The sequence below is a fragment of the Wenyingzhuangia sp. IMCC45533 genome (assembly GCF_054111225.1).
Genome location: NZ_CM134197.1, coordinates 153199 through 172799, shown reverse-complemented (window position 1 = coordinate 172799; position 19601 = coordinate 153199). Strand labels below are relative to the sequence as shown.

Annotated in this window: 18 protein-coding genes; all 18 read right to left on the bottom strand. The window is 29.0% G+C overall.

Annotated elements, in window-relative coordinates; all coding sequences use genetic code 11:
* Positions 1–38: 38 nt before the first annotated feature.
* Complete coding sequence (locus ACXGQW_RS00745; RefSeq protein ID WP_457823207.1) at positions 39–503, bottom strand: GNAT family N-acetyltransferase; 465 nt, start codon at positions 501–503, stop codon at positions 39–41.
* Positions 504–767: 264 nt separating this feature from the next.
* The gene (locus tag ACXGQW_RS00740) at positions 768–1730 is read right to left on the bottom strand and encodes a HaeIII family restriction endonuclease (RefSeq protein ID WP_457823206.1); all 963 of its coding nucleotides are present in this window, start codon (positions 1728–1730) and stop codon (positions 768–770) included.
* Positions 1731–1733: 3 nt separating this feature from the next.
* Positions 1734–2777: a DNA cytosine methyltransferase gene (locus ACXGQW_RS00735; RefSeq protein ID WP_457823205.1), complete on the bottom strand. Its 1044-nt coding sequence runs from the start codon at positions 2775–2777 to the stop codon at positions 1734–1736.
* A 3-nt stretch (positions 2778–2780) separates the two neighbouring features.
* Positions 2781–3101: a helix-turn-helix domain-containing protein gene (locus ACXGQW_RS00730; RefSeq protein ID WP_042294514.1), complete on the bottom strand. Its 321-nt coding sequence runs from the start codon at positions 3099–3101 to the stop codon at positions 2781–2783.
* Between the two features lie 285 nt (positions 3102–3386).
* The gene (locus tag ACXGQW_RS00725; protein WP_457823204.1) at positions 3387–4376 is read right to left on the bottom strand and encodes a hypothetical protein; all 990 of its coding nucleotides are present in this window, start codon (positions 4374–4376) and stop codon (positions 3387–3389) included.
* Between the two features lie 1527 nt (positions 4377–5903).
* Positions 5904–6527 (bottom strand): imm11 family protein, encoded by a 624-nt coding sequence (locus tag ACXGQW_RS00720; protein WP_457823203.1) that lies wholly within the window; start codon positions 6525–6527, stop codon positions 5904–5906.
* Between the two features lie 1576 nt (positions 6528–8103).
* Positions 8104–8583 (bottom strand): hypothetical protein, encoded by a 480-nt coding sequence (locus tag ACXGQW_RS00715; RefSeq protein ID WP_457823202.1) that lies wholly within the window; start codon positions 8581–8583, stop codon positions 8104–8106.
* Positions 8584–8795: 212 nt separating this feature from the next.
* Positions 8796–9338 (bottom strand): DUF1353 domain-containing protein, encoded by a 543-nt coding sequence (locus ACXGQW_RS00710; RefSeq protein WP_457823201.1) that lies wholly within the window; start codon positions 9336–9338, stop codon positions 8796–8798.
* Position 9339: 1 nt separating this feature from the next.
* Positions 9340–9846, bottom strand: coding sequence for a hypothetical protein (locus ACXGQW_RS00705; RefSeq protein WP_457823200.1), 507 nt, complete (start codon positions 9844–9846; stop codon positions 9340–9342).
* A gap of 1529 nt (positions 9847–11375) precedes the next feature.
* Positions 11376–11816 carry a GNAT family N-acetyltransferase gene (locus ACXGQW_RS00700; RefSeq protein ID WP_457823199.1) on the bottom strand — a complete coding sequence of 147 codons (441 nt, stop codon included), beginning with the start codon at positions 11814–11816 and terminating at the stop codon, positions 11376–11378.
* Between the two features lie 2 nt (positions 11817–11818).
* Entirely contained in the window at positions 11819–12172 is a 354-nt protein-coding gene (locus ACXGQW_RS00695) for a n-acetylglutamate synthase (RefSeq protein WP_457823198.1), read from the bottom strand.
* Positions 12144–12446 carry an antibiotic biosynthesis monooxygenase family protein gene (locus ACXGQW_RS00690; RefSeq protein WP_457823197.1) on the bottom strand — a complete coding sequence of 101 codons (303 nt, stop codon included), beginning with the start codon at positions 12444–12446 and terminating at the stop codon, positions 12144–12146. The genes ACXGQW_RS00695 and ACXGQW_RS00690 overlap by 29 nt, the downstream gene beginning before the upstream one ends.
* Before the next feature lie 216 nt (positions 12447–12662).
* Positions 12663–14045 carry a hypothetical protein gene (locus tag ACXGQW_RS00685; RefSeq protein WP_457823196.1) on the bottom strand — a complete coding sequence of 461 codons (1383 nt, stop codon included), beginning with the start codon at positions 14043–14045 and terminating at the stop codon, positions 12663–12665.
* Between the two features lie 218 nt (positions 14046–14263).
* Positions 14264–15109: a DUF6263 family protein gene (locus tag ACXGQW_RS00680; RefSeq protein WP_457823195.1), complete on the bottom strand. Its 846-nt coding sequence runs from the start codon at positions 15107–15109 to the stop codon at positions 14264–14266.
* Positions 15110–15331: 222 nt separating this feature from the next.
* Positions 15332–16405 carry a hypothetical protein gene (locus ACXGQW_RS00675; protein ID WP_457823194.1) on the bottom strand — a complete coding sequence of 358 codons (1074 nt, stop codon included), beginning with the start codon at positions 16403–16405 and terminating at the stop codon, positions 15332–15334.
* Positions 16406–16701: 296 nt separating this feature from the next.
* Positions 16702–17586 (bottom strand): hypothetical protein, encoded by an 885-nt coding sequence (locus ACXGQW_RS00670; RefSeq protein ID WP_457823179.1) that lies wholly within the window; start codon positions 17584–17586, stop codon positions 16702–16704.
* Between the two features lie 215 nt (positions 17587–17801).
* Complete coding sequence (locus ACXGQW_RS00665) at positions 17802–18704, bottom strand: hypothetical protein (RefSeq protein WP_457823193.1); 903 nt, start codon at positions 18702–18704, stop codon at positions 17802–17804.
* A 45-nt stretch (positions 18705–18749) separates the two neighbouring features.
* Positions 18750–19598 (bottom strand): IS3 family transposase, encoded by an 849-nt coding sequence (locus ACXGQW_RS00660; protein ID WP_457824203.1) that lies wholly within the window; start codon positions 19596–19598, stop codon positions 18750–18752.
* Between the last annotated feature and the right edge of the window lie 3 nt (positions 19599–19601).

Sequence of the window (19601 nt, the reverse complement as noted above, 5' to 3'; positions counted from 1 at the left end):
TTATTAGCTATGTTTTATACACCGTGTTGTAGGTAGTTTTATATTTCTTTATCCATAATCACAATGTTTTTTCCATCTATTTGGTATCTATCAATTTCCTTCCACCCTTTTCTTATGTATAAAGATTCAGCAGTATGAGTAAATAGGTAAATCTTTTCAAACCCTTTTTTTTGAGCTTCCAATTCAATTTCTTCTAATAATTTTCCGCCGAGTCCTTTTCCTCTCACTTCAGGTTTAGTAAACATCAAAGCAATCCAAGGAGAATGATTTTCATATTCTTTAATTCGGTTTTGTATTCCAACCTTATGATAAAGTCCACCAGTTCCGATTGGAGTCTTTTGGTCAGTCATTAAGACTTGGAAAATCACATTTCCATTTGAGTTATCTGCTAAACTTTCGACTGTTTTTTGTTTAGGTATTTTCCATTCATTAAAATACCAATCTGAAATTTGATTTATAATCTCAGTTTCCGTCGAACTTAATTTTTTGTAATCAATTTTCATTTTTTTTGGTAATTACCTACAACGGTCTTGTATATGAAAAGTAGCGGGTTTTACACACTAACTTTTCGGATTATAACTGAACTTAAATTTATAAAAATCATTTTTCGTTTAAGCAACAAACCGCTATTTTTTATATACGTTGTTGTGTTTTCGTACTTTTTTTTCGCAAACTTGCTAGCGTTGGTAAAGACATACTCTTTTGCAATTTCTGGCTTATGTGGTGGCTGTAGCGAATTGCAAATGTGTATGGCTTTAAGCGTTGGCTTATCCGTTCACAAATATGTGATTCGTAAATAAAGTATGTGGTGCACTCACTAAATTGATATCAAATTTCAATGAAGGCTCAACTCTCGAACTTGCATTATGAATTCTAAAAGATATTTGCCAACCTTCGTTCAAAGAAACCAATAATGTCGTAGTCGAGTTTTCTTGATAGACAATTTCGATTAATCTTGTCGGCAATTTTAGTTTAGGAATCTTCGCTTTTGGTTTTATCTTCTCAAAAGGTAAATTCAAAGTTCCGTGTAAATTGTAAGCCTGAATCTCAACTTTCTTTTTGCCTTTGATGACTTTGTAAAAATCTTGATTTCCAATTAAATATTGTACCAAATTTTCCGCTACAATACTTGGATTTCCTTTGTCCAAACGAAGTAGTTCTTTTCTAAAAGCATCTAAAATTGGCAAATACACAACTTGATGCATATTTTCAATTGAAGTCCACTTGGTTGATTTGTCTTTTGCTCTCAAATCAGAAAGCATATCAAATATAGGATTGATTTCGTCAAAGTAATTTTTAGAACAAGAAACGCCTAACCACTTTTCTCCAAAGTTGATTTTGTTGGATAATCTTGAATGCTTAACTGCTCTGTGATTGTTTTTAGCAGAAATACCAATTTCCCACTTTTGTAAAGAGCGAATCATTAAAACGTCTCGTACATCTCCAGTCTGTCCAGCTTGGTCACTTACTAATTCTAAAATCAAAATATCATATTCGCTAATTCCATTCGATAATCTAGGCTCAATATCAATAAGAAAATTAATCGAAGCACTTGCAGTTATTCTAAAAGTGTCTTGTTCAGATTCGCTAAAATTATCAAAAAATCCTTTAGCTGTTTTATAAGGTTCGTTTTTTGTAATTGAAACGCTTGTTATAGTTTTTAAACGTTCGTAAAATTCAAAGAGTAAAGCATATTCGAACGCTTTACCATTAATTGTTTGACTAGCCATAAATTATGAAAGGGTATTTTCTAATTCTAATTTTTTCTTGGTAACTCGTTTAGGTTTCTTTTCTGCATTCTCGATTTGAGATTTAATACTTATGGCAATATGTTTGGCCAAATTTACAGGAACTGCATTTCCAATCATTTTATATCCAGCAGCAATATGATTGTAATGAAAAACAAAATCGTTCGGAAAAGTTTGGATTCTTGCACACTCTCTGACGCTTAATCTGCGATATAAATCTTCTTTTCCTGGAACAAAAACACGTATATTTTGCTCAATGAATTTCATTTTAGGTGCTTGTGGATGAATTGGTGCGTGTCTTCCACCAGCTTGAATTGTAAAAGATTGTTCATCCCAACTCCTTACTCTATTTCTTGACATAAACATTGAAGAAAAACCACCAATCATATATTCGTGATTTGGTACTTTACAATTTTCTTTGTTTGTTTTGTTACCTTCTTTTGCAGGAACAACGGAATCTTTTAAATCCGCTATCTTTTGCTCAAGTGTAACTTTCTTTTTTAGCGGTTGAGGAAATTGAAATTCAAAACCTAAGTCTTCTCGAATGCCAACAAAGAATACTCTTTTTCTATCTTGAGGTACACCAAAGTCAGATGCATTTAATAATTTAAAAGACAATCTGTAGCCAGCATTTTTAAACATTTCTTTAATGTTTTTTAAAGCTTCGCTATGTCTTTCCAATAACATTCCGCTCACATTTTCGGCAAGAAAGAACTTTGGCTGTTTAGCTTCTAATATTCGGATAAAGTCATAAAATAATTGTCCTCTTTTATCATTTATTCCACGTAGTGAACCAGCTTCACTCCAGCTTTGACAAGGTGGTCCGCCAATAATTCCATCGCATTCTGGAACTTCGTCAGATTCTATATCTACGATACTTCGTCTGTTAAGTATTGTGCTTTTATGATTCTTCTCGTAAGTTTCCCAAATATCTTTGTCATATTCGTTTGCCCAAACAACATTAAATCCTGCTTTTTCAAATCCTAAATCTAGTCCGCCAGCTCCTGCGAAAAATGATACTACATTCATATATTATTGTGTTTGAAGTGATTTATTAAGTGTTCTTCTATATTCTGCTTTTTCCTCGGCAACTTGCAAAAGTTGTTTTGTACAATTAGTTTCGTAAATATGTTTTCCAATTTGGTCAGTCACATATTCATTTCGCAATTCCGTAAGATTGAGTTTGAAGATTTTGGCAAGTTTTGGTAAACGTTTTTCATCGAAGTCTCGTTTTCCGTTCTCGATTTTGCTCAAGTTTGCAGAGTCCAAATTCAGTTTGGCCGCAAGTTGAGTTAAAGTCAATTCGTTTTCATTTCGTAAAAGTCGGATGTATTCTCCAAATGTGGTTTTCATAAGACTTGTCATTTTTTGACAAATCTAAATGTTTTAATTGGAATATTCAATTCGAGCGTTGGGAAATTTTAGCTCTTTTGGTTTTTTAAGCGTTGGAACTAGCGTGTTGGCAAAAACCGAAAGTGCTAAAATATGTGGCTGGCAGTATGAAACACAACGTGTTTGTATATGAAAAGTAGCGTGTTAGTATACTAGATTTTTATTATTAAAACTATAGTAACAAAAAGAGCAAAACTTTATGTCTTGTACTTAATAAGCTATTTTTTATATATGTTGTTAGCTGAATTATTCGAATTGAACATTTTCATCAAATTTCCAAAAATTTGTAATATGACCTTTTATTTTTATAGACTTAATATTATTATCAATGCATTCTAAATATCTTAATCTATTATTATTTGTCAAGTCTAGATGAGTTAATAAGTTTTTATTACAATAAAACAGTTCTATGTTAGGGTTGTTTTTCAAGTCTATTTCAGTTAATTTATTCCTTGAACAGTTTAAAGTTTCTAATTTTAGGTTATTGGAAATATCAATGTATTTTAAATTGTTATTATATATGTCTATATAGGTAAGTAAAGTGTTATTATAAACCTTAAGATCATCAATATTATTTGACTCAATATTGACAGCTTTTAGAAGTTTATTTGTGTTCAAATCAAGGGAGTTTAAATCATTATGACCTACAAAAAGAGATTTTAAAGATGTACATTCTTTCAAATCTAATTCTTTTAAATTATTATTGGTAATATGTAATTCAGATAGATTTACAGCACCTGCTAAACTGATATCATTTAACTTATTAAAAGAACACCAAAGACTTATCAATGAGTTTTTATTTTGGTTTAAATTTATATTAGTGAGTTTATTATTATTACACTGAAGGTATTTCAAACTATCATTAATTATTAAAGAATCAAGCTGATTATTATTACAATATAAACCTTCTAATAATTGGTTTTTTGACACATTTAAACTTTTAATAGAGTTGTCGTGACATATAAGATTCCTTAAATTATTAAAATGTTCTATTCCTGATAAATCTGTTATTTGCTTGTTTTTTAAGTCTAATCTAACGATGTTTTTAATCGTTTCTTTATCTACATACCCATCAAGACTATCATCATAAGATAGTCTTATCAATTCTGTTTCAAACGCACTATCGACTATGTTTATTTTTTCAAATGGAGGTTTGTTTTTAGCGTCTATTATAGTTTCATCATTAGAACAATTTATGATTAATAGAGGTAGAATGTATAATATAATTTTTTTCATGTTTCTGCTAACGGCTTTAGCTATGATTAGTACAGAGTTGGACAGAGAATAAAGTGTCAGACTATGACTAAAGCAAAAACCTTTTTGTTTGTTTTTATATTTATAACTAAAACTAACAATAAAGGTTTTTGTGACCAAGTAAAACAGCCACAAACTTTGAGGCTAGGAGTGAAGCCTGTATTAATTATAGCTGTTGTTAACTTAATTTAGCATTTCGATTCAAAATTTCAAAAGAATAGTGAATTTTCAAACACGTAACTTGATAGAGAAATCGTTCATGTTTCACATAGTAGACATTTCAGCGTGTTTAAATTTCAAGATTATTCACCTTCAACAAACTCTTCGGAACATCTTCTGATATTTTCGTTTAGTAAAAACTATTTCGATTTAATTCAAATTTCCAAGATTGGTTAAGTTCTGCGAAGTCTTCAACACGTTTCTGCATTTCTAAACAGTTTCAAATTTCAGCGTACAATTCGGCACGTTCTATATGATTGTTAAGAGAGTTTTCAAACGTGGTTTTCGACAATTCAAAATTCTAAAGTCAGTGAAAAATTTTCGGCTGCGAGCTCGGGGTCTTATTAAATCTATTTTTGGAGAAACTCTTACTTATTTACCTACCGTTAATTTAAATTCCTGCGCCTAATTCCACCGGAATTAGTGGGCTATTTAAGTTAACTGTTTTAGCTATGATTAGTACAGAGTTAGACAAAGAATAATGTGTCGGACTAAGACTAAAGCAAAAACCTTTTTTTTTGTTTTAAATTTTAAAATTAAAACTAACAATAAAGGTTTTTGTGACCAAGTAAAATAGCCACAAACTTTGAGGCTAGGAGTGAAGCCTGTATTAATTATAGCTGTTGTTAACTTAATTTAGCATTTCGATTCAAAATTTCAAAAAGAATAGTGGATTTTCAAACACGTAACTTAATAGAGAAATCATTCATATTTTCAGATAGTAGACATTTCAATGTATTTAAATTTCAAGATTATTCACTTTCGGCAAACTCTTCGGAACATCTTCTGATATTTTCGTTTAGTAAAAACTATTTCGATTTGATTCAAATTTTCAAGATTAGTTACGTTCAGCGAAGTCTTCCACACGTTTCCATATTTTAAAAGGTTTCAAATTTCAGCGTACAATTCGGCACGTTCTATATGATTGTTAAGAGAGTTTTCAATCGTGATTTTCGACAATTCAAAATTCCAAAGTCAGTGAAAAATTTTCGGCTGCGAGCTCGGGGCTTTTTTTAAGTGATTTTTAGAGAAATACTTGTTTACCTACCGTTAATTTAAATTCCTGCGCCTAATTCCACCGGAATTAGTGGGCTATTTAAGTTAACGGCTCTGGCTAAGGTTAGTGTGGGGGAGATAAATCAGGGATTTATCGAGTACGCACTAAGCTGAAGCCTTTTTGTTTAGTTTTTAATTTGTTGTCAAAAGCTAAATCGAAAAGGATTTAGCGACTCAGTAAATATACATAAAACATTGGAGTAGGACAGAAGCCCACATTAACTTTAGCCGTTGTTAGCTACAGATGCTTTGCTCAAATATAATACCTTTCAAATCTAAGCTTTCAAGATGTTTTTTTAGACGTTCGGATACATGGATTTCATTACTTAGAGAATTGAAATTAAATAAGTCGATTTCATTCATTTGAGTTATTTTAAGTTTAATCTTTTCAGCTTCTATCCAGCCCATTTTTCCTATTTCTTTTTCTCGTATGATTAGGTCTTGAGTTGAATTAATTTTGATTTCACGTTGTTTAAAACCATATTCGGTTATAAAAAATTTTGAATTAATAAAGTCGATCCAATTCAGATTCTCAGGGTTACATAAATGAAGCCAGAAATACTCTTCACCTTTTTTCCAGAATTTTTCTTTGATTGTTGCTTTGAAAAATTTATGATTTATTAGATTGAATTTTTCAAGTTCAAATTTAAGTTTTTTGCTAATTAATATTCCAGATGCGTTGATAGCAACTTGTCCAATAATATCGGATAGTTTTCCTTTTTTATTCAGAGTGAATTTGAGTTTAGGTTCAAAATTAGGGAATTCGTAATGTTTTAATGAATGAGCATCTTTTAGTGAATAACAATTCACTTGAGGAAAAGTCTTACCAACATCTTCACTATTAACATTAACTTTCATGGTCCAGAAACTCATTTTATAAGTGTAGTTTGAAATTTGTAGCTAACGGTCTTAGCTATGATTAGTACAGAGTTGGACAGAGAATAAAGTGTCAGACTACGACTAAAGCAAAAACCTTTTTGTTTGTTTTTAAATTTTAAAATTAAAACTAATAATAAAGGTTTTTGTGACCAAGTAAAACAGCCATAGACTTTGAGGCTAGGAGTGAAGCCTGTATTAATTATAGCTGTTGTTAACTTAATTTAGCATTTCGATTCAAAATTTCAAAAGAATAGTGATTTTTCAAACACGTAACTTATATAGAAAAATCGTTCATGTTTTCAGATTATAGATATTTCAGTGTATTTAAATTTCAATATTATTCACTTTCGGCAAACTCTTCGGTACATCTTCTGATATTTTCGTTTAGTAGAAACTATTTCGATTTGATTAAAAGTTTCAAGATTAGTTAAATTCTGCGAAGTCTTCAACACGTTTCTGCATTTCTAAACAGTTTCAAATTTCAGCGCACAATTCGGTACGTTTTATATGATTCTTAAGAGAGTTTTCAATCGTGGTTTTCGATAATTCAAAATTCCAAAGTCAGTGAAAAATTTTCGGCTGCGAGCTCGGGGCTTTATTTCAAGTAGTTTTTTGGCGAAATACTTGTTTACCTACCGTTAATTTAAATTCCTGCGCCTAATTCCACCGGAATTAGTGGGCTATTTAAGTTAACGGCTTTAGCTATGATTAGTACAGAGTTAGACAGAGAATATAGTATCGGACTAAGACTAAAGCAAAAACCTTTTTGTTTGTTTTTAAATTTTAAAATTAAAACTAACAATAAAGGTTTTTGTGACCAAGTAAAACAGCCACAAACTTTGAGGCTAGGAGTGAAGCCTGTATTAATTATAGCTGTTGTTAACTTAATTTAGCATTTCAATTCAAAATTTCAAATGAATAGTGAATTTTCAAACACGTAACTTGATAGAAAAATCATTCATATTTTCAGATAGTAGATATTTCAGCACATTTAAACTTCAAGATTATTTACTTTCGGCAAACTCTTCGGAACATCTTCTAATATTTTCGTTTAGTAAAAACTATTTCGATTTGATTAAAATTTTCAAGATTGGTTAAGTTCTGCGAAGTCTTCCACACGTTTCCATATTTTAAAAGGTTTCAAATTTCAGCGTACAATTCGGCACGTTTCGTTTGATTGTTGAGAGAGTTTTCGTTCGTATTTTCGATAATGTAAATTTCCAAAGGCAATAAAGAATTTTCGGCTGCGAGTTCGGGGCTTTTTCTAAGTGATTTTTTAGAGAAATACTTGTTTACCTACCGTTAATTTAAATTCCTGCGCCTAATTTCACCGGAATTAGTGGGCTATTTAAGTTAACGGCTCTGGCTAAGGTTAGTGGGGGAGATAAATCATTGATTTATCGGATACGCACTAAGCTGAAGCCTTTTTGTTTAGTTTTTAACTTGTTATCAAAAGCTAAATCGAAAAGGATTTAGCGACTTAGTAAATATACACAAAACATCGGATTAGAAATCAAGCTCGCATTAACTTTAGCCGTTGTTGTAAGTAGTTTTTTTACTCTACAATTTTTCGAAATAATTGAATGTATTCTTTTTCATAAACAAGTCTCATTTCAGATTCATTTATAGAAATAACGATATCATTTGACACATCTAAAAAATTCCCTTTATTATCTTTTCTCCATTTCTTATTAATTAATTTCTGAGTAAAAACAATCAATTTTCCTTGTCTAGAATTTTTAGGAATAACCATTTCAAATTGAATCTCATTTTCAGATACTAGTTTCCAATTTCCTTTATCTATATTTTCTTCTGTAAATTTCTTTGAATAAGTTCCGTCTTCATTGATTATAATATCTGGTCCATTTGCCTTGACAATATTTTCACCACGCTTAACTTCTTTTATTTCATTTTCATTTTTATCGATTGTTTTCTGAAATTCCCATTTACCAATTAAATCAGTTTTAATATTTTGGGAAAATACGTTTAAACAAATCAGACATAAACCAATACTCAAAAATAGTTTCATTTTCATTTTTTTTATTACTTACAACGGTCTTGTATATGGCTCGTAGCGTTTAAATTAGCGATAACTTTTCGGTTATGCACAAGCCAGATGTTTAAATTTTACTATTTATCTTTTTTATTGGAAATCGTCAAATTTAAAAATTTAGCGACTTTCCAAATAAGCCATAACTTCGATTAAGCAACTACCAAGCTATGAGCTATATACGTTGTTGTGCACAGTTATTTTTCGATTTCATTTTCCACTAATTGCTCTAAAGCTTCAAAATTTTCCTGTCCTGAAATAATTTCTTCAGCTTTAGCTCTTAAATCAAGATATTTAGTTTCTATTAATTTGTCTTCCTCAAAAGATAATGATTCTAAATTTTCATTAATCATAGAATGTTTTAATCCTATTCTTGACGACCAAGAGCCAATACTAACTCCAATATATAAAATTGCTCCAAACCTCCAAGAACAACCATCTGTTCTACAAGCTCTATAAAACATTTTGTCTGCTCTACGTCTTTCTCTATAAGTTACATTTGGATTATTTCCTTCTCCAACAAAATAATCGTGAACGACAGAAGCTCTTCTGTAAATACCAACAAATGGTGAACCAATAAAACCCCAAAGTCTTCTAGGAATTGTGGCACCGTTAAGTTCTCCACCTTTTGGTGATAGCCAGACTTTTCCTTTTTTGTCTGTATAAGAAAAATCTTCCTCAAGTATCATAAGTCTATTTCCTTTCCATCTTGTCAATGGATAACCGCTGAATTTTGCCATTTTAAAAAATTCTATCTTCTGCAATTGATTCTAAAACGTCAATCATTTGAGGTCCATCAATATTTTCTCCATCAATTATCGATTCTGCCATATTACCTATTTCATAAGGTGCAGTATTATCAAAATACCCACAATTATGTCCAAATTCAATTATACTATTATTGACATTATTATCTAATGCGTGAATACATTCGTGAATGATTGTATTTGTAATGGAATTAGTTTCGCGATAAATTTTTCTAACGTTAAGAAAAACTGTGTTAGGACGACTTTTGACAAAATAGCCTAATACTTTACTCCATTTCCATTTTGGTTTATATAGTTTTACTTCGATATTCATTTCAGAGTCACTTAAAAGCTTTGATATTTCTTTTGGACTTTTTTTAGAACAACTAAAACCTGGATGTTTTTCAATTAAGTCAAACAATATGTCTGAGTTAAGAAGTTCATTAGCATCTTCAACAGCTAAAATAATTTGAGTTTTTTTTCCTTCGTAATTTACTTTCATAATATTTAGTTTAAAGTTTGGTTTAATTGTGCACAACGGCTTTAGCTATGATTAGTACAGAGTTAGACAGAGAATATAGTGTCGGACTAAGACTAGAGTAAAAACCTTTTTGTTTGTTTTTAGATTTTAAAATTAAAACTAACAATAAAGGTTTTTGTGACCAAGTAAAACAACGACAAACTTTGAGGCTAGGAGTGAAGCCTTATTAATTATAGCTGTTGTTAACTTAATTTAGCATTTCGATTCAAAATTTCAAAAGAATAGTGATTTTTCAAACACGTAACTTATATAGAAAAATCGTTTATGCTTTCAGATAGTAGATATTTCAGTGTATTTAAATTTTAATATTATTCACTTTCAACAAACTTTTCGGAACATTTTCTGATCTTTTCGTTTAGTAAAAACTATTTCTATTTGATTCAAATTTTCAAGATTGGTTAAGTTCTGCGAAGTCTTCAACACGTTTCTGCATTTCTAAACAGTTTCAAATTTCAGCGTACAATTCGGCACGTTCTATATGATTGTTAAGAGAGTTTTCAAACGTGGTTTTCGACAACTCAAAATTCTAAAGTCAGTGAAAAATTTTCGGCTGCGAGCTCGGGGTTTTTTTTAAGTGATTTTTTAGAGAAATACTTGTTACCTACCGTTAATTTAAATTCCTGCGCCTAATTCCACCGGAATTAGTGGGCTATTTAAGTTAACGGCTCTGGCTAAGGTTAGTGTGGGGGAGATAAATCAAGGATTTATCGAGTACGCACTAAGCTGAAGCCTTTTTGTTTAGTTTTTAATTTGTTTTCAAAAGCTAAATCGAAAAGGATTTAGCGACTTAGTAAATATACACAAAACTTCGAATAAGAAATCAAGCCCACATTAACTTTAGCCGTTGTTGGGTAATCGTGATTTTCAAAGCTACTTTTTCAATGACTTTTGTTTTTTAAAGCCATTTGCTTTCAATTTTCATGTTTCGACTGTAGAGTCACAGAGCTATTTTCTATGTTCTCAATGTGAAATCATACATTCACTTTTTCATATTTTAGTGAGTTTTGAGCTTTTCAACTTTTCATGCTTCATTTTTTGTATTTCAGTTGTAATATCTCGGAGTATTTTTTCATTTCAGAGAGATTTTTCGTTTCGGCTTATGCGTTTCAGTTTTAGATTTCAGATAGATACTGAATATTTTCAATAAGTCTTACGTATTTCACCTTTGCGTTTCAATTGTAAAATCGCATAGCTACAATTTGCATTTTCAGAAATAATTCAAGAATTTTAATTTCACGAATTGGAGTTGAATTTCGGCGGAAAATCACCATGTTACCCAACGGCTCTGGCTAAGGTTAGTGTGGAGGAGATAAATCAGCGATTTATCGAGTACGCACTAAGCTGAAGCCTTTTTGTTTAGTTTTTAATTTGTTGTCAAAAGCTAAATCAAAAAGGATTTAGCGACTTAGTAAATATACACAAAACATTGAATAAGAAATCAAGCCCACATTAACTTTAGCCGTTGTTGTGTGTAGGTTTTTTCAAGTGGTTTAATTGCTCCATTCGTAGAAATTACAACTTTCGTTTAATTCAAATCCAGTTTTAGGATATAAGCTATTTCCAATTAAATTTGATTTTTCAGTTTCTAAAGACATTCCACAAGCGTTAGTTTCTCGAACAAGTTGTTTCGCTCTTTCAATTAAACCAATTGAAATCCCTTTTCCTCTTTGGTTAGGATTGATAAAAAGATCGTTTAGTAGCCAGAATTTTTTCATTCTCGTTGATGAGAATAGCGGGTATAGTTGGATAAAACCAACTAATTTATTTTCGTTTTCAGCGACAAATATTTCAGAATCATTGTTTTCAATTCTTTCTTTCAAAAATATTTTAGCTTCTTCAAGATTAGAATCTTTTCTGTAAAATACTCTGTAACCGTTAAATAATTCTGCAAGTTGATTTAGGTCTTTTTCGGTAGCTTTTCTATAGTTCATTTTTATAATTCTTCAATTATTGATGTTCCTTTTGATTTATCTCCAGAGGTCCATTCCCATTTCTCATGTAAATGGATTTTTCCATTAGGTAATATTTCAGGAGTAGATTTACATATTCCAGTCATTAACTCGTTTTTGGAATTCAATTGATGATATCTCATTTCAATTTTTCCACTTTTGGAAACGATTCCAATTAAATGACCTGTTTTAATTTTTCCTCCAGAATATTTAGATGTTAGAATATTACCTTCTTGTCTATATTCAAAAATAGTTTCTTCTGAAGTTTCTCCATTTTCGGTATTACTGATAGCTTTAAATTTTTTTCCGTTATAATTCATTTTGATAAACGATTTCATAATGTTCAACTTTAGGGAAAGGATCATAATAATCATGCAATAATTCTTTCCACCTCAAATATTGTTCAAATTTTCGGAAACCTATTTCGTGACTTTCAATATCTATCCAATCTACTAGTAGAATATCTTGATTTTCAATTTCAATACATTTTCTCAAAGTATGAGATTTGTATCCTTCAATAGAACTTACGTATTGACTAGCTATAGCAAAGTCTTTTTCGAATTTATCTTCGAGATTATCTTTAACGTTTAATATCGCAACTTCAAGTATCATTTTCAGGAGTTTTTTTTTGACTTACACACAACGGGTTTGGCTTATGGAACGTTTGGGTTTTAAAGACACAAAGTATAGAAAAAGCCCCAAGCAAAAGCCATTTAATTATTTTACTTTAAAAGTAATGTAAATGGCTTTTGTGACAAAGTAAAAAAGTCTAAAACTTCGAGAAAGGAGGGAAGCCCAAATGTTTTATAGCCGGTGTTGTACACTGGCCTATTTATTATTTAATTTTTTGTCAGCATTTAGTAAATATTCTAAATCAAAATTTTCAATATTATATTCATCTAGATGCATTCTTAAAGTGAATTTCTTTGTTTTTTCTACTGAGTCTGTAGCTTTAATTTTAGTTAAGATTTCTTTTATGGTAATTTTCTCGTTTTTAACTACCTGCATTAGAATGTCCCATGTTTTTATATCAATGAAAAATAAATTTTCAATAGGTATTATTCTTAAGTCTTCGTTAGTACAGATCTTTAAAGTTTCTTCTTTTAAGAATTGCTCCCATATATCAAATGAATTTCCTAAATATAAATTTTTATATGTAATTATAACCCCAAAATATTCTTCAAATTTATTAAGCTTATTAGCTACATTAATCATTTGTTTAGCATACGCTTTAACCAGATTCTTTCTAAATTCATTAGCTAATAGATTATCTTTTGGATTTATACTTACGTATGGTTTTATTTCAATGGCTTTTACTTCAATTAATATATTTTCTTCAATTATATAATCAACAAGGTTATTTTTAATACCTAATTCTAGCTTTAATTCATTTTCAGTGATTAATTTAATGTGATTTTCTTTAAGACCTAATTTTACATATTTCTCAAGTCTCATTCCAAATTCAGTTGTGAATTCAGGGTCTTTAGATTTTAAATATTCATATATAAAATAAGAAAAGTTAGGTTGAAGAATATCTTTATAAGGTATAATGTATTTTCCTTTATAAAATAAAAATGGTTTTCTAGTAAAAAAAGAAGTTTCAAAAGGTTGCAAATTATAATTTCTTATTACCCTACTATCTTCTAATAAATCTTTTTTAATGGTTTCTTTTGAAACACTTAACAAATCGATATATAATTTTATTGTTTCTGGTTTGTGAATTGCTGTTATAAATTTTAAGAGATTATTAGATAGATAACCATCGTATTTAAAAATTTTAGTGTTAAAATTAGAGGTTAATAACCAGATTAATTTAGATATTTGTACAAACTCTTCTAATTTTATACCAGTGAGTGAATAAAAAGAATTACTGATATCATATTTATGCTTTAAGTCATTAAATATAATTAATTGTCGAGCAAATGTATCCCAATATGCTCTATGTTGATATATAAATTGTTGACTAGCTAAAATTGTAAAAGTCTTACTAATAGGGTGATTTTTTTTTATTAAAAATGTTTGATGTGACATTTCTAGTTCATCAATTTTTTTTATGATGTTTTTTAAATCTCTTATTGTTGCTGGTTTTGATTTGTAATTTTTTTCTGAGAACTCTAAGTTCCATTTTAAAATCAGTAAAAGATGCCAATATGGAGTAGGGGTATCTAATTTTTCAAACTCTGATAATTTACCTAATAATAAACTAGTCAACGAATCAAATGTAAGTTTCTTTATCTTATTTCTAATTGGATTAAAATACAATATTCGGAAAGTTTTTAACGGCTTGTGTACAACGGGTTTGCATATACTCAGTTTTGGGTGAATGGATAAATTAAGTATCAGTTTCAAAACCAAGCTTTTATAAAAGTAGCGAAGTAGGGTGTAATAACAAAGACCAAAATTGAGTATATGCGTTGTTACCTACAGTTTTATTCAATTAATACCGTTTGCTTAGTTATAGTATTGGATTTAATTTCCATTTTTATTAAATCATTAGCTTTTATATTCAATTTCATAGGAAGTTTAGATTCATACCTAGTTAAAAACTTATGCTTTCTATCATATTCCACAATTCCACTTCCGCTTCCTTCAGCTTTTACATCAACTTGTTTCTGACTTAAATCCATTTCTATTTTTTGTTTAATATCAAATAATGCAATTTTCTTATTAAAATTCTTTAGAGTATAAATCGTATTTATTTTTAACTGTACAGGTTTCATACCTTGAATAGGTATAGTCATTGGAATATTCTGTTCAAAACTTTCGCCAATCTTTATTGGTTTTTTGGGGAATGATATTTTTTGTTGTAAATTTTCCATTAATGAACTAATAGTTTTTTTCATTGTTTCATTTAAGTCTCCTCCAACTATAGAATCAATTTTAAAATCTTTCTGATTAATATATTTTCCAATCATTCTTAGACTATCTAGTGGACTTTTTTTTGTGTCCTTTTTCCCGTTCATAATAATTGAAGAAGTAATATGTCCAAATTCTAATATTGCAGGTATTTCTTTTTCTTTATTCCTTTTACTTGTTTTTATTATAGTTGGAGTTACTTTTTCAATATCCATTATCATTGGGTTTTGTATCCCTCTTGATTTGAAGCCTTCCAATAGTAATGAATCTGCAATGAAAGTAATTGAAGATTTTGCTTTGGTTGATAAATGCGTTTTATAAATTGTTTTAGGTTTCATTATAATTTCAAGCTTTAAACTTTTTTGAGAAAAAACATTTAAAGACACTAATACAATTAAAAAAGATAATTTTATTTTCATGTGTTTTATTGTAGGTAACGGCTCTGGCTAAGCTTAGTGTGGGAGTTGATAATCGGAAGATTATCAAACGAGCCACTTAGCTTAGACTTATTTTATAGTTTTATCTTTATCGACTTAAAACTAATCAAATAAGTTTAAGCGGACAAAGTAAATAAGCCAAAAACATCGAGAAAACCCCAAACCCCACATTAAGTTTAGCCGTTGTTGTGTAGCGTTCTTTATTCAAAACAAAGATTGTTGATTTTCATTTATTACTTTAATTTTATTATTCTCTATTTTAAATTTTGCTATTGACTTACGTTTATCATTTAATTTTATTTCAGAGTATAAATATTTAAATTCTTTGATAATATTATGAAACTTACTGTATGGGTTTTGTTTTTCATGTATTTCAGAGTATGTTATATATTCAATATTTATGTTACTCTCAGTTGAATAATATGTATGTGTTTTAATATAAATATTATCTTCAGTTTCACTTAAATTATGATATTTAAATATTTCGTTATCGTATTTTTTTAAATATGATTTGACAATAGGGTATTTAAAACATTTACGATAATATTTAAAATCCTCATCATCCATTTTCATTTGATTATAATATTTCCTCTTTTTTTCTAAATGTCTCTGTAATCTAAGTTGCTCTTCTAATTTATTATTTTCAAGTATTTTAATTTCCTCGAGTTGTTTTAATCTTTCTTTTTTTAATTGAATTATTTCTCTTCTTTTTTGTATTGAATTATATGTGCTTAATATATTTTTTGCTTCTATTTCTAGTGATAGTAAATTTTCCAGAAAATAAGTTTTATCCAAAGAATATGAAAGTTCATTATTAGGATTAATTACTCTATAAATTTTATCTTTAAAATCTATGAAAAGATTGTTTGATTTACCATATAGAGAGTTTATCCATTTTGACAATTTATTTTTTATCTTTTCATTATTTAAAGAATATTGAAGATATTCTTCTAAATTATATTTAGTAAAGTCTATAACTAAGTAGGGAATTAATTTATTTTTTGAATGTGCTATATATCTTGAATTCATTTCATCAATATTAACACTTAAAGTGTGTTGAAATTCAATAGCAATATTTTCAATTAAACTATCAATTCGATGATATTCATTATCAACTTTAATTGTTCTTTCATATGATTTAACACCATATTTTTCAAAACCATAGAAATTCTCAATTAGGTCATATTGCCAGACTCTATGCCATTCACTTAGTTCATAGTCTTTCTTTCCGTCATTAATTACTGATTTTCGCCTTATATATGGTTTACTTTCCCTCATTACAGAGATAAAGATTGTACCATGATGATCATACCATGTTTCTTTTTTAGGAAACTTTTGTTTTGTGAGTTTTTTTGCTGTTGCCCAACGGCTCTGGCTAAGGGTAGTGTGGGAGAGATAAATCAGGGATTTATCGAGAACGCACTAAGCTGAAGCCTTTTTGTTTAGTTTTTAATTTGTTTGTCAAAAGCTAAATCGAAAAGGATTTAGCGACTTAGTAAATATACACAAAACATCGAATAAATCCTCAAGCCCGCATTAACTTTAGCCGTTGTTAGCTTTAGTTTTATTCAGATTTAATTCCAAAATTGGTCTTCTTTAAATATGGAATCAGGTAGTTTTTCTAAGTTGATTTTTGAGTTAAGTTTTATCAATACTTTGTTAAACCCTGTTGAATCATTTGTGTAATAACTTTTCAAATATTCAAGATATAAATAGTTTTGTCGTCTATATTCTTCTAATAATGTTTTAATGTACAAATCTTCACTGATATTTGATGCAATCTGTAATTTCTTGTTTGAGTGTTCGAAGGTTCTAGTATGACTTTCAGGAACTTTATCCAAGTAGTTAAATGCTTCTCTATAGTTTCCAGATTTTAATTCAGAGTTAGAGTAATTGTAGTAAGTATTAGCTTTGTATCTATTACCATTTCTATTACTTGCAATATATTTTGAATTTAGATTCATTAAATTTTTCAGTTTTTCACTAACCCAAATATTATCCTTTAAGGATAGTATATCCGTTATCCATATTTTACTTTTAATTTTTTCAATTCTAAATTTGCAAAAGTCAATATTGTTATCATATGTTGATACTAATGATAATATCGCTGTATTACCTTCGATTTCTGTATCAGCTAAATATATTTTACCATTTAATTTTTCAATTACTTCAATATATTCAAGACTATAATTGATTACTTTTTCATTAAAAAAACTTTCAAAATAAGCATTCAGTACTGTACGTTCAGTATTTGATAATTTTGAGATTCGTTTTTTGAAATTATCTTTGTTCCAAGAAGTTCTCACAAATTGATAATTATAGAGATTTATTTCATTTATAAGTTGATTAGAAAACTCAGAAAATTCAGATTCAGGTAAATTCGATGTTTTCTTTTTTTCGGTTTTACAACTAATTAATAATCCTACAAGTATAAATAGTTTTATAAATTTAGATTTCATTTTTTCGCTATTAAAGCTAACGGGTTTGCATAAAAAAAGTGTGGGATTAGGAAATCAGGGATTTTCGAATCGCGTACTGAGCTTATGCTTATTTATAGTTTTGTTTCTTATCGAACTAAAAATAGTAAATAAGTATGAGCGGACATAGTAAAGAAACAAGAACCTTCGAATTAAGCCACAAAACCCACATTTTTTTTATGCGTTGTTGTAATACGTTATTTCTTTTTTCGTCCATTTCTCTTTTCCATTTTTGGAACACCATCACCTGGGCTGATTTGAGTAATAACTTTTAAATTAGGCATTAATTCAGAGATAATTTTTGCAATTGGTTTTCTTGCCTTTTTGTTTATTTCAAAGGCTTTTTCTAAAATTTCTCCTGTAATCATTTCTCCTTCTTTGGCCATAATCATTGATTGTCTTCTGAATGTTGCATTTTCTTCATCGTCTGTTGTTTTTAGACATTCATCAACAATTTTAAGATTCTCAGGATTTTCTAAAACAGATATACTTTCTCCATATGGATGTTCATAGGACACAAAATCTCCAGCTTGTTTTAGCATTTCAATAGTAAATAAATCACTATCAGAAAAGGGAATGTGATAATCATTAAATTTTAATATAATTCTATTATCCACTTTCATTTGAATGTGATAATGAGGTTCTTTTCCATGAGTAGAATTTTCATGACCTCCTAAGTCAGATTTTCCTATTGAAAAAGCCCATTCAATATTTTTATAACGATATGTAGTTTCTAGATATGATTTTTCAGATGTTTCAGATTTTAAATCATTTATATTTCCAAACGGTTTCTCAATATTAGCTAACCACCTGAAATAAGCGTCTAATTGAAAAAATCCGATTGGTTTAGATAAATATTGCTTTAAGTACTTTTTTTTAAATCCTTTAGGGTACGTAAACCAATGAAAACATTCTTTGTCTGAATTAAAATAGTCTATTTTCTCATTACATAAGTAACAAATTCCTCTATCTAGTTCTCTAGTAAAGTTTTCATATTCTATTTTATCTTCTTCAATTTGTTCTTGGTTTTTTCTTTCAATTTCATCTTGAGAAAAAGATTGTAAAAAACTTCTTATGTCATAATTTTCAAATTTATTCATAGCTAAATTGTATTGTCCTGAAATAGGTTGACCTTTTTTGGTTATTTAAAAGGTTAATAATTCCAGTTTGTTTTTGTTTCTTCGGTACGATTTGTAGTTTATATTTTGATTTAAGTGGACGTGTTTTGGTGTGTATAAATCAAGACTACAATGTGGACGAAGATTATTATAAATATTGACTGCCTTTTTGGTAATCATTTTTGCTAATTTAAGATTTTTTATGACATTTTTTAGTCCATATTCATATTTTAAGGTTCTGTTAATTCTTTCTGCAACTGCATTTTCGTAAGGGTCGTATTGTTCGGTCATACTCATTATTATTCCATTGTCTTCTGCAAATTTTGTATAGTTAGGATTACAATATTGGAAACCTCTATCTGAGTGATGAATCAATTTTTGATTAGGATACTTTCTGTTTTTGATAGCCATTTTAAGGGCATCTAAGCAGAGCTGAGTTTTCATGTTGTTATCGATCTTATAGCCCATAATTTTCTTAGAATACGCATCTGTAACGAGTGCTAGGTATGCATGTCCTTTATCTGTTTTAATATATGTGATATCCGTTACCCAAACTTGTTCGGCTCTAGTGGGTACTTTTTCTTTAATTAAGTTCTTGTATTTGTAAAATAAGTGTTTAGAATTGGTGGTTACATGATAGTTTTTGTTTCTTTTAATCAGTAGTTTATGATTTTTTAGAAATGTAAAAAACTTATCTCTTCCCATTTTAATTCCAAGGTTTTTGAACTTGTTTTTGAGTTCATGATATAGTTTTTTAGCTCCTAAGAACTGTCCAATTTTGTTACGACATTCCTTTACAAGCTTGATGATAATTTGTTCGTTATGTAGTTGTTTTTGATGATTTTTCAAGCGTTTATAGAAAGCTTGTTTACTAATCCC

Bases quoted from the DNA above. Each gene is read 5' to 3' on its own strand.
- ACXGQW_RS00745 (WP_457823207.1), bottom strand. From the start codon at position 503: ATGAAAATTGATTACAAAAAATTAAGTTCGACGGAAACTGAGATTATA.
- ACXGQW_RS00740 (WP_457823206.1), bottom strand. From the start codon at position 1,730: ATGGCTAGTCAAACAATTAATGGTAAAGCGTTCGAATATGCTTTACTC.
- ACXGQW_RS00735 (WP_457823205.1), bottom strand. From the start codon at position 2,777: ATGAATGTAGTATCATTTTTCGCAGGAGCTGGCGGACTAGATTTAGGA.
- ACXGQW_RS00730 (WP_042294514.1), bottom strand. From the start codon at position 3,101: ATGAAAACCACATTTGGAGAATACATCCGACTTTTACGAAATGAAAAC.
- ACXGQW_RS00725 (WP_457823204.1), bottom strand. From the start codon at position 4,376: ATGAAAAAAATTATATTATACATTCTACCTCTATTAATCATAAATTGT.
- ACXGQW_RS00720 (WP_457823203.1), bottom strand. From the start codon at position 6,527: ATGAAAGTTAATGTTAATAGTGAAGATGTTGGTAAGACTTTTCCTCAA.
- ACXGQW_RS00715 (WP_457823202.1), bottom strand. From the start codon at position 8,583: ATGAAAATGAAACTATTTTTGAGTATTGGTTTATGTCTGATTTGTTTA.
- ACXGQW_RS00710 (WP_457823201.1), bottom strand. From the start codon at position 9,338: ATGGCAAAATTCAGCGGTTATCCATTGACAAGATGGAAAGGAAATAGA.
- ACXGQW_RS00705 (WP_457823200.1), bottom strand. From the start codon at position 9,846: ATGAAAGTAAATTACGAAGGAAAAAAAACTCAAATTATTTTAGCTGTT.
- ACXGQW_RS00700 (WP_457823199.1), bottom strand. From the start codon at position 11,816: ATGAACTATAGAAAAGCTACCGAAAAAGACCTAAATCAACTTGCAGAA.
- ACXGQW_RS00695 (WP_457823198.1), bottom strand. From the start codon at position 12,172: ATGAAATCGTTTATCAAAATGAATTATAACGGAAAAAAATTTAAAGCT.
- ACXGQW_RS00690 (WP_457823197.1), bottom strand. From the start codon at position 12,446: ATGATACTTGAAGTTGCGATATTAAACGTTAAAGATAATCTCGAAGAT.
- ACXGQW_RS00680 (WP_457823195.1), bottom strand. From the start codon at position 15,109: ATGAAAATAAAATTATCTTTTTTAATTGTATTAGTGTCTTTAAATGTT.
- ACXGQW_RS00675 (WP_457823194.1), bottom strand. From the start codon at position 16,405: ATGAGGGAAAGTAAACCATATATAAGGCGAAAATCAGTAATTAATGAC.
- ACXGQW_RS00670 (WP_457823179.1), bottom strand. From the start codon at position 17,586: ATGAAATCTAAATTTATAAAACTATTTATACTTGTAGGATTATTAATT.
- ACXGQW_RS00665 (WP_457823193.1), bottom strand. From the start codon at position 18,704: ATGAATAAATTTGAAAATTATGACATAAGAAGTTTTTTACAATCTTTT.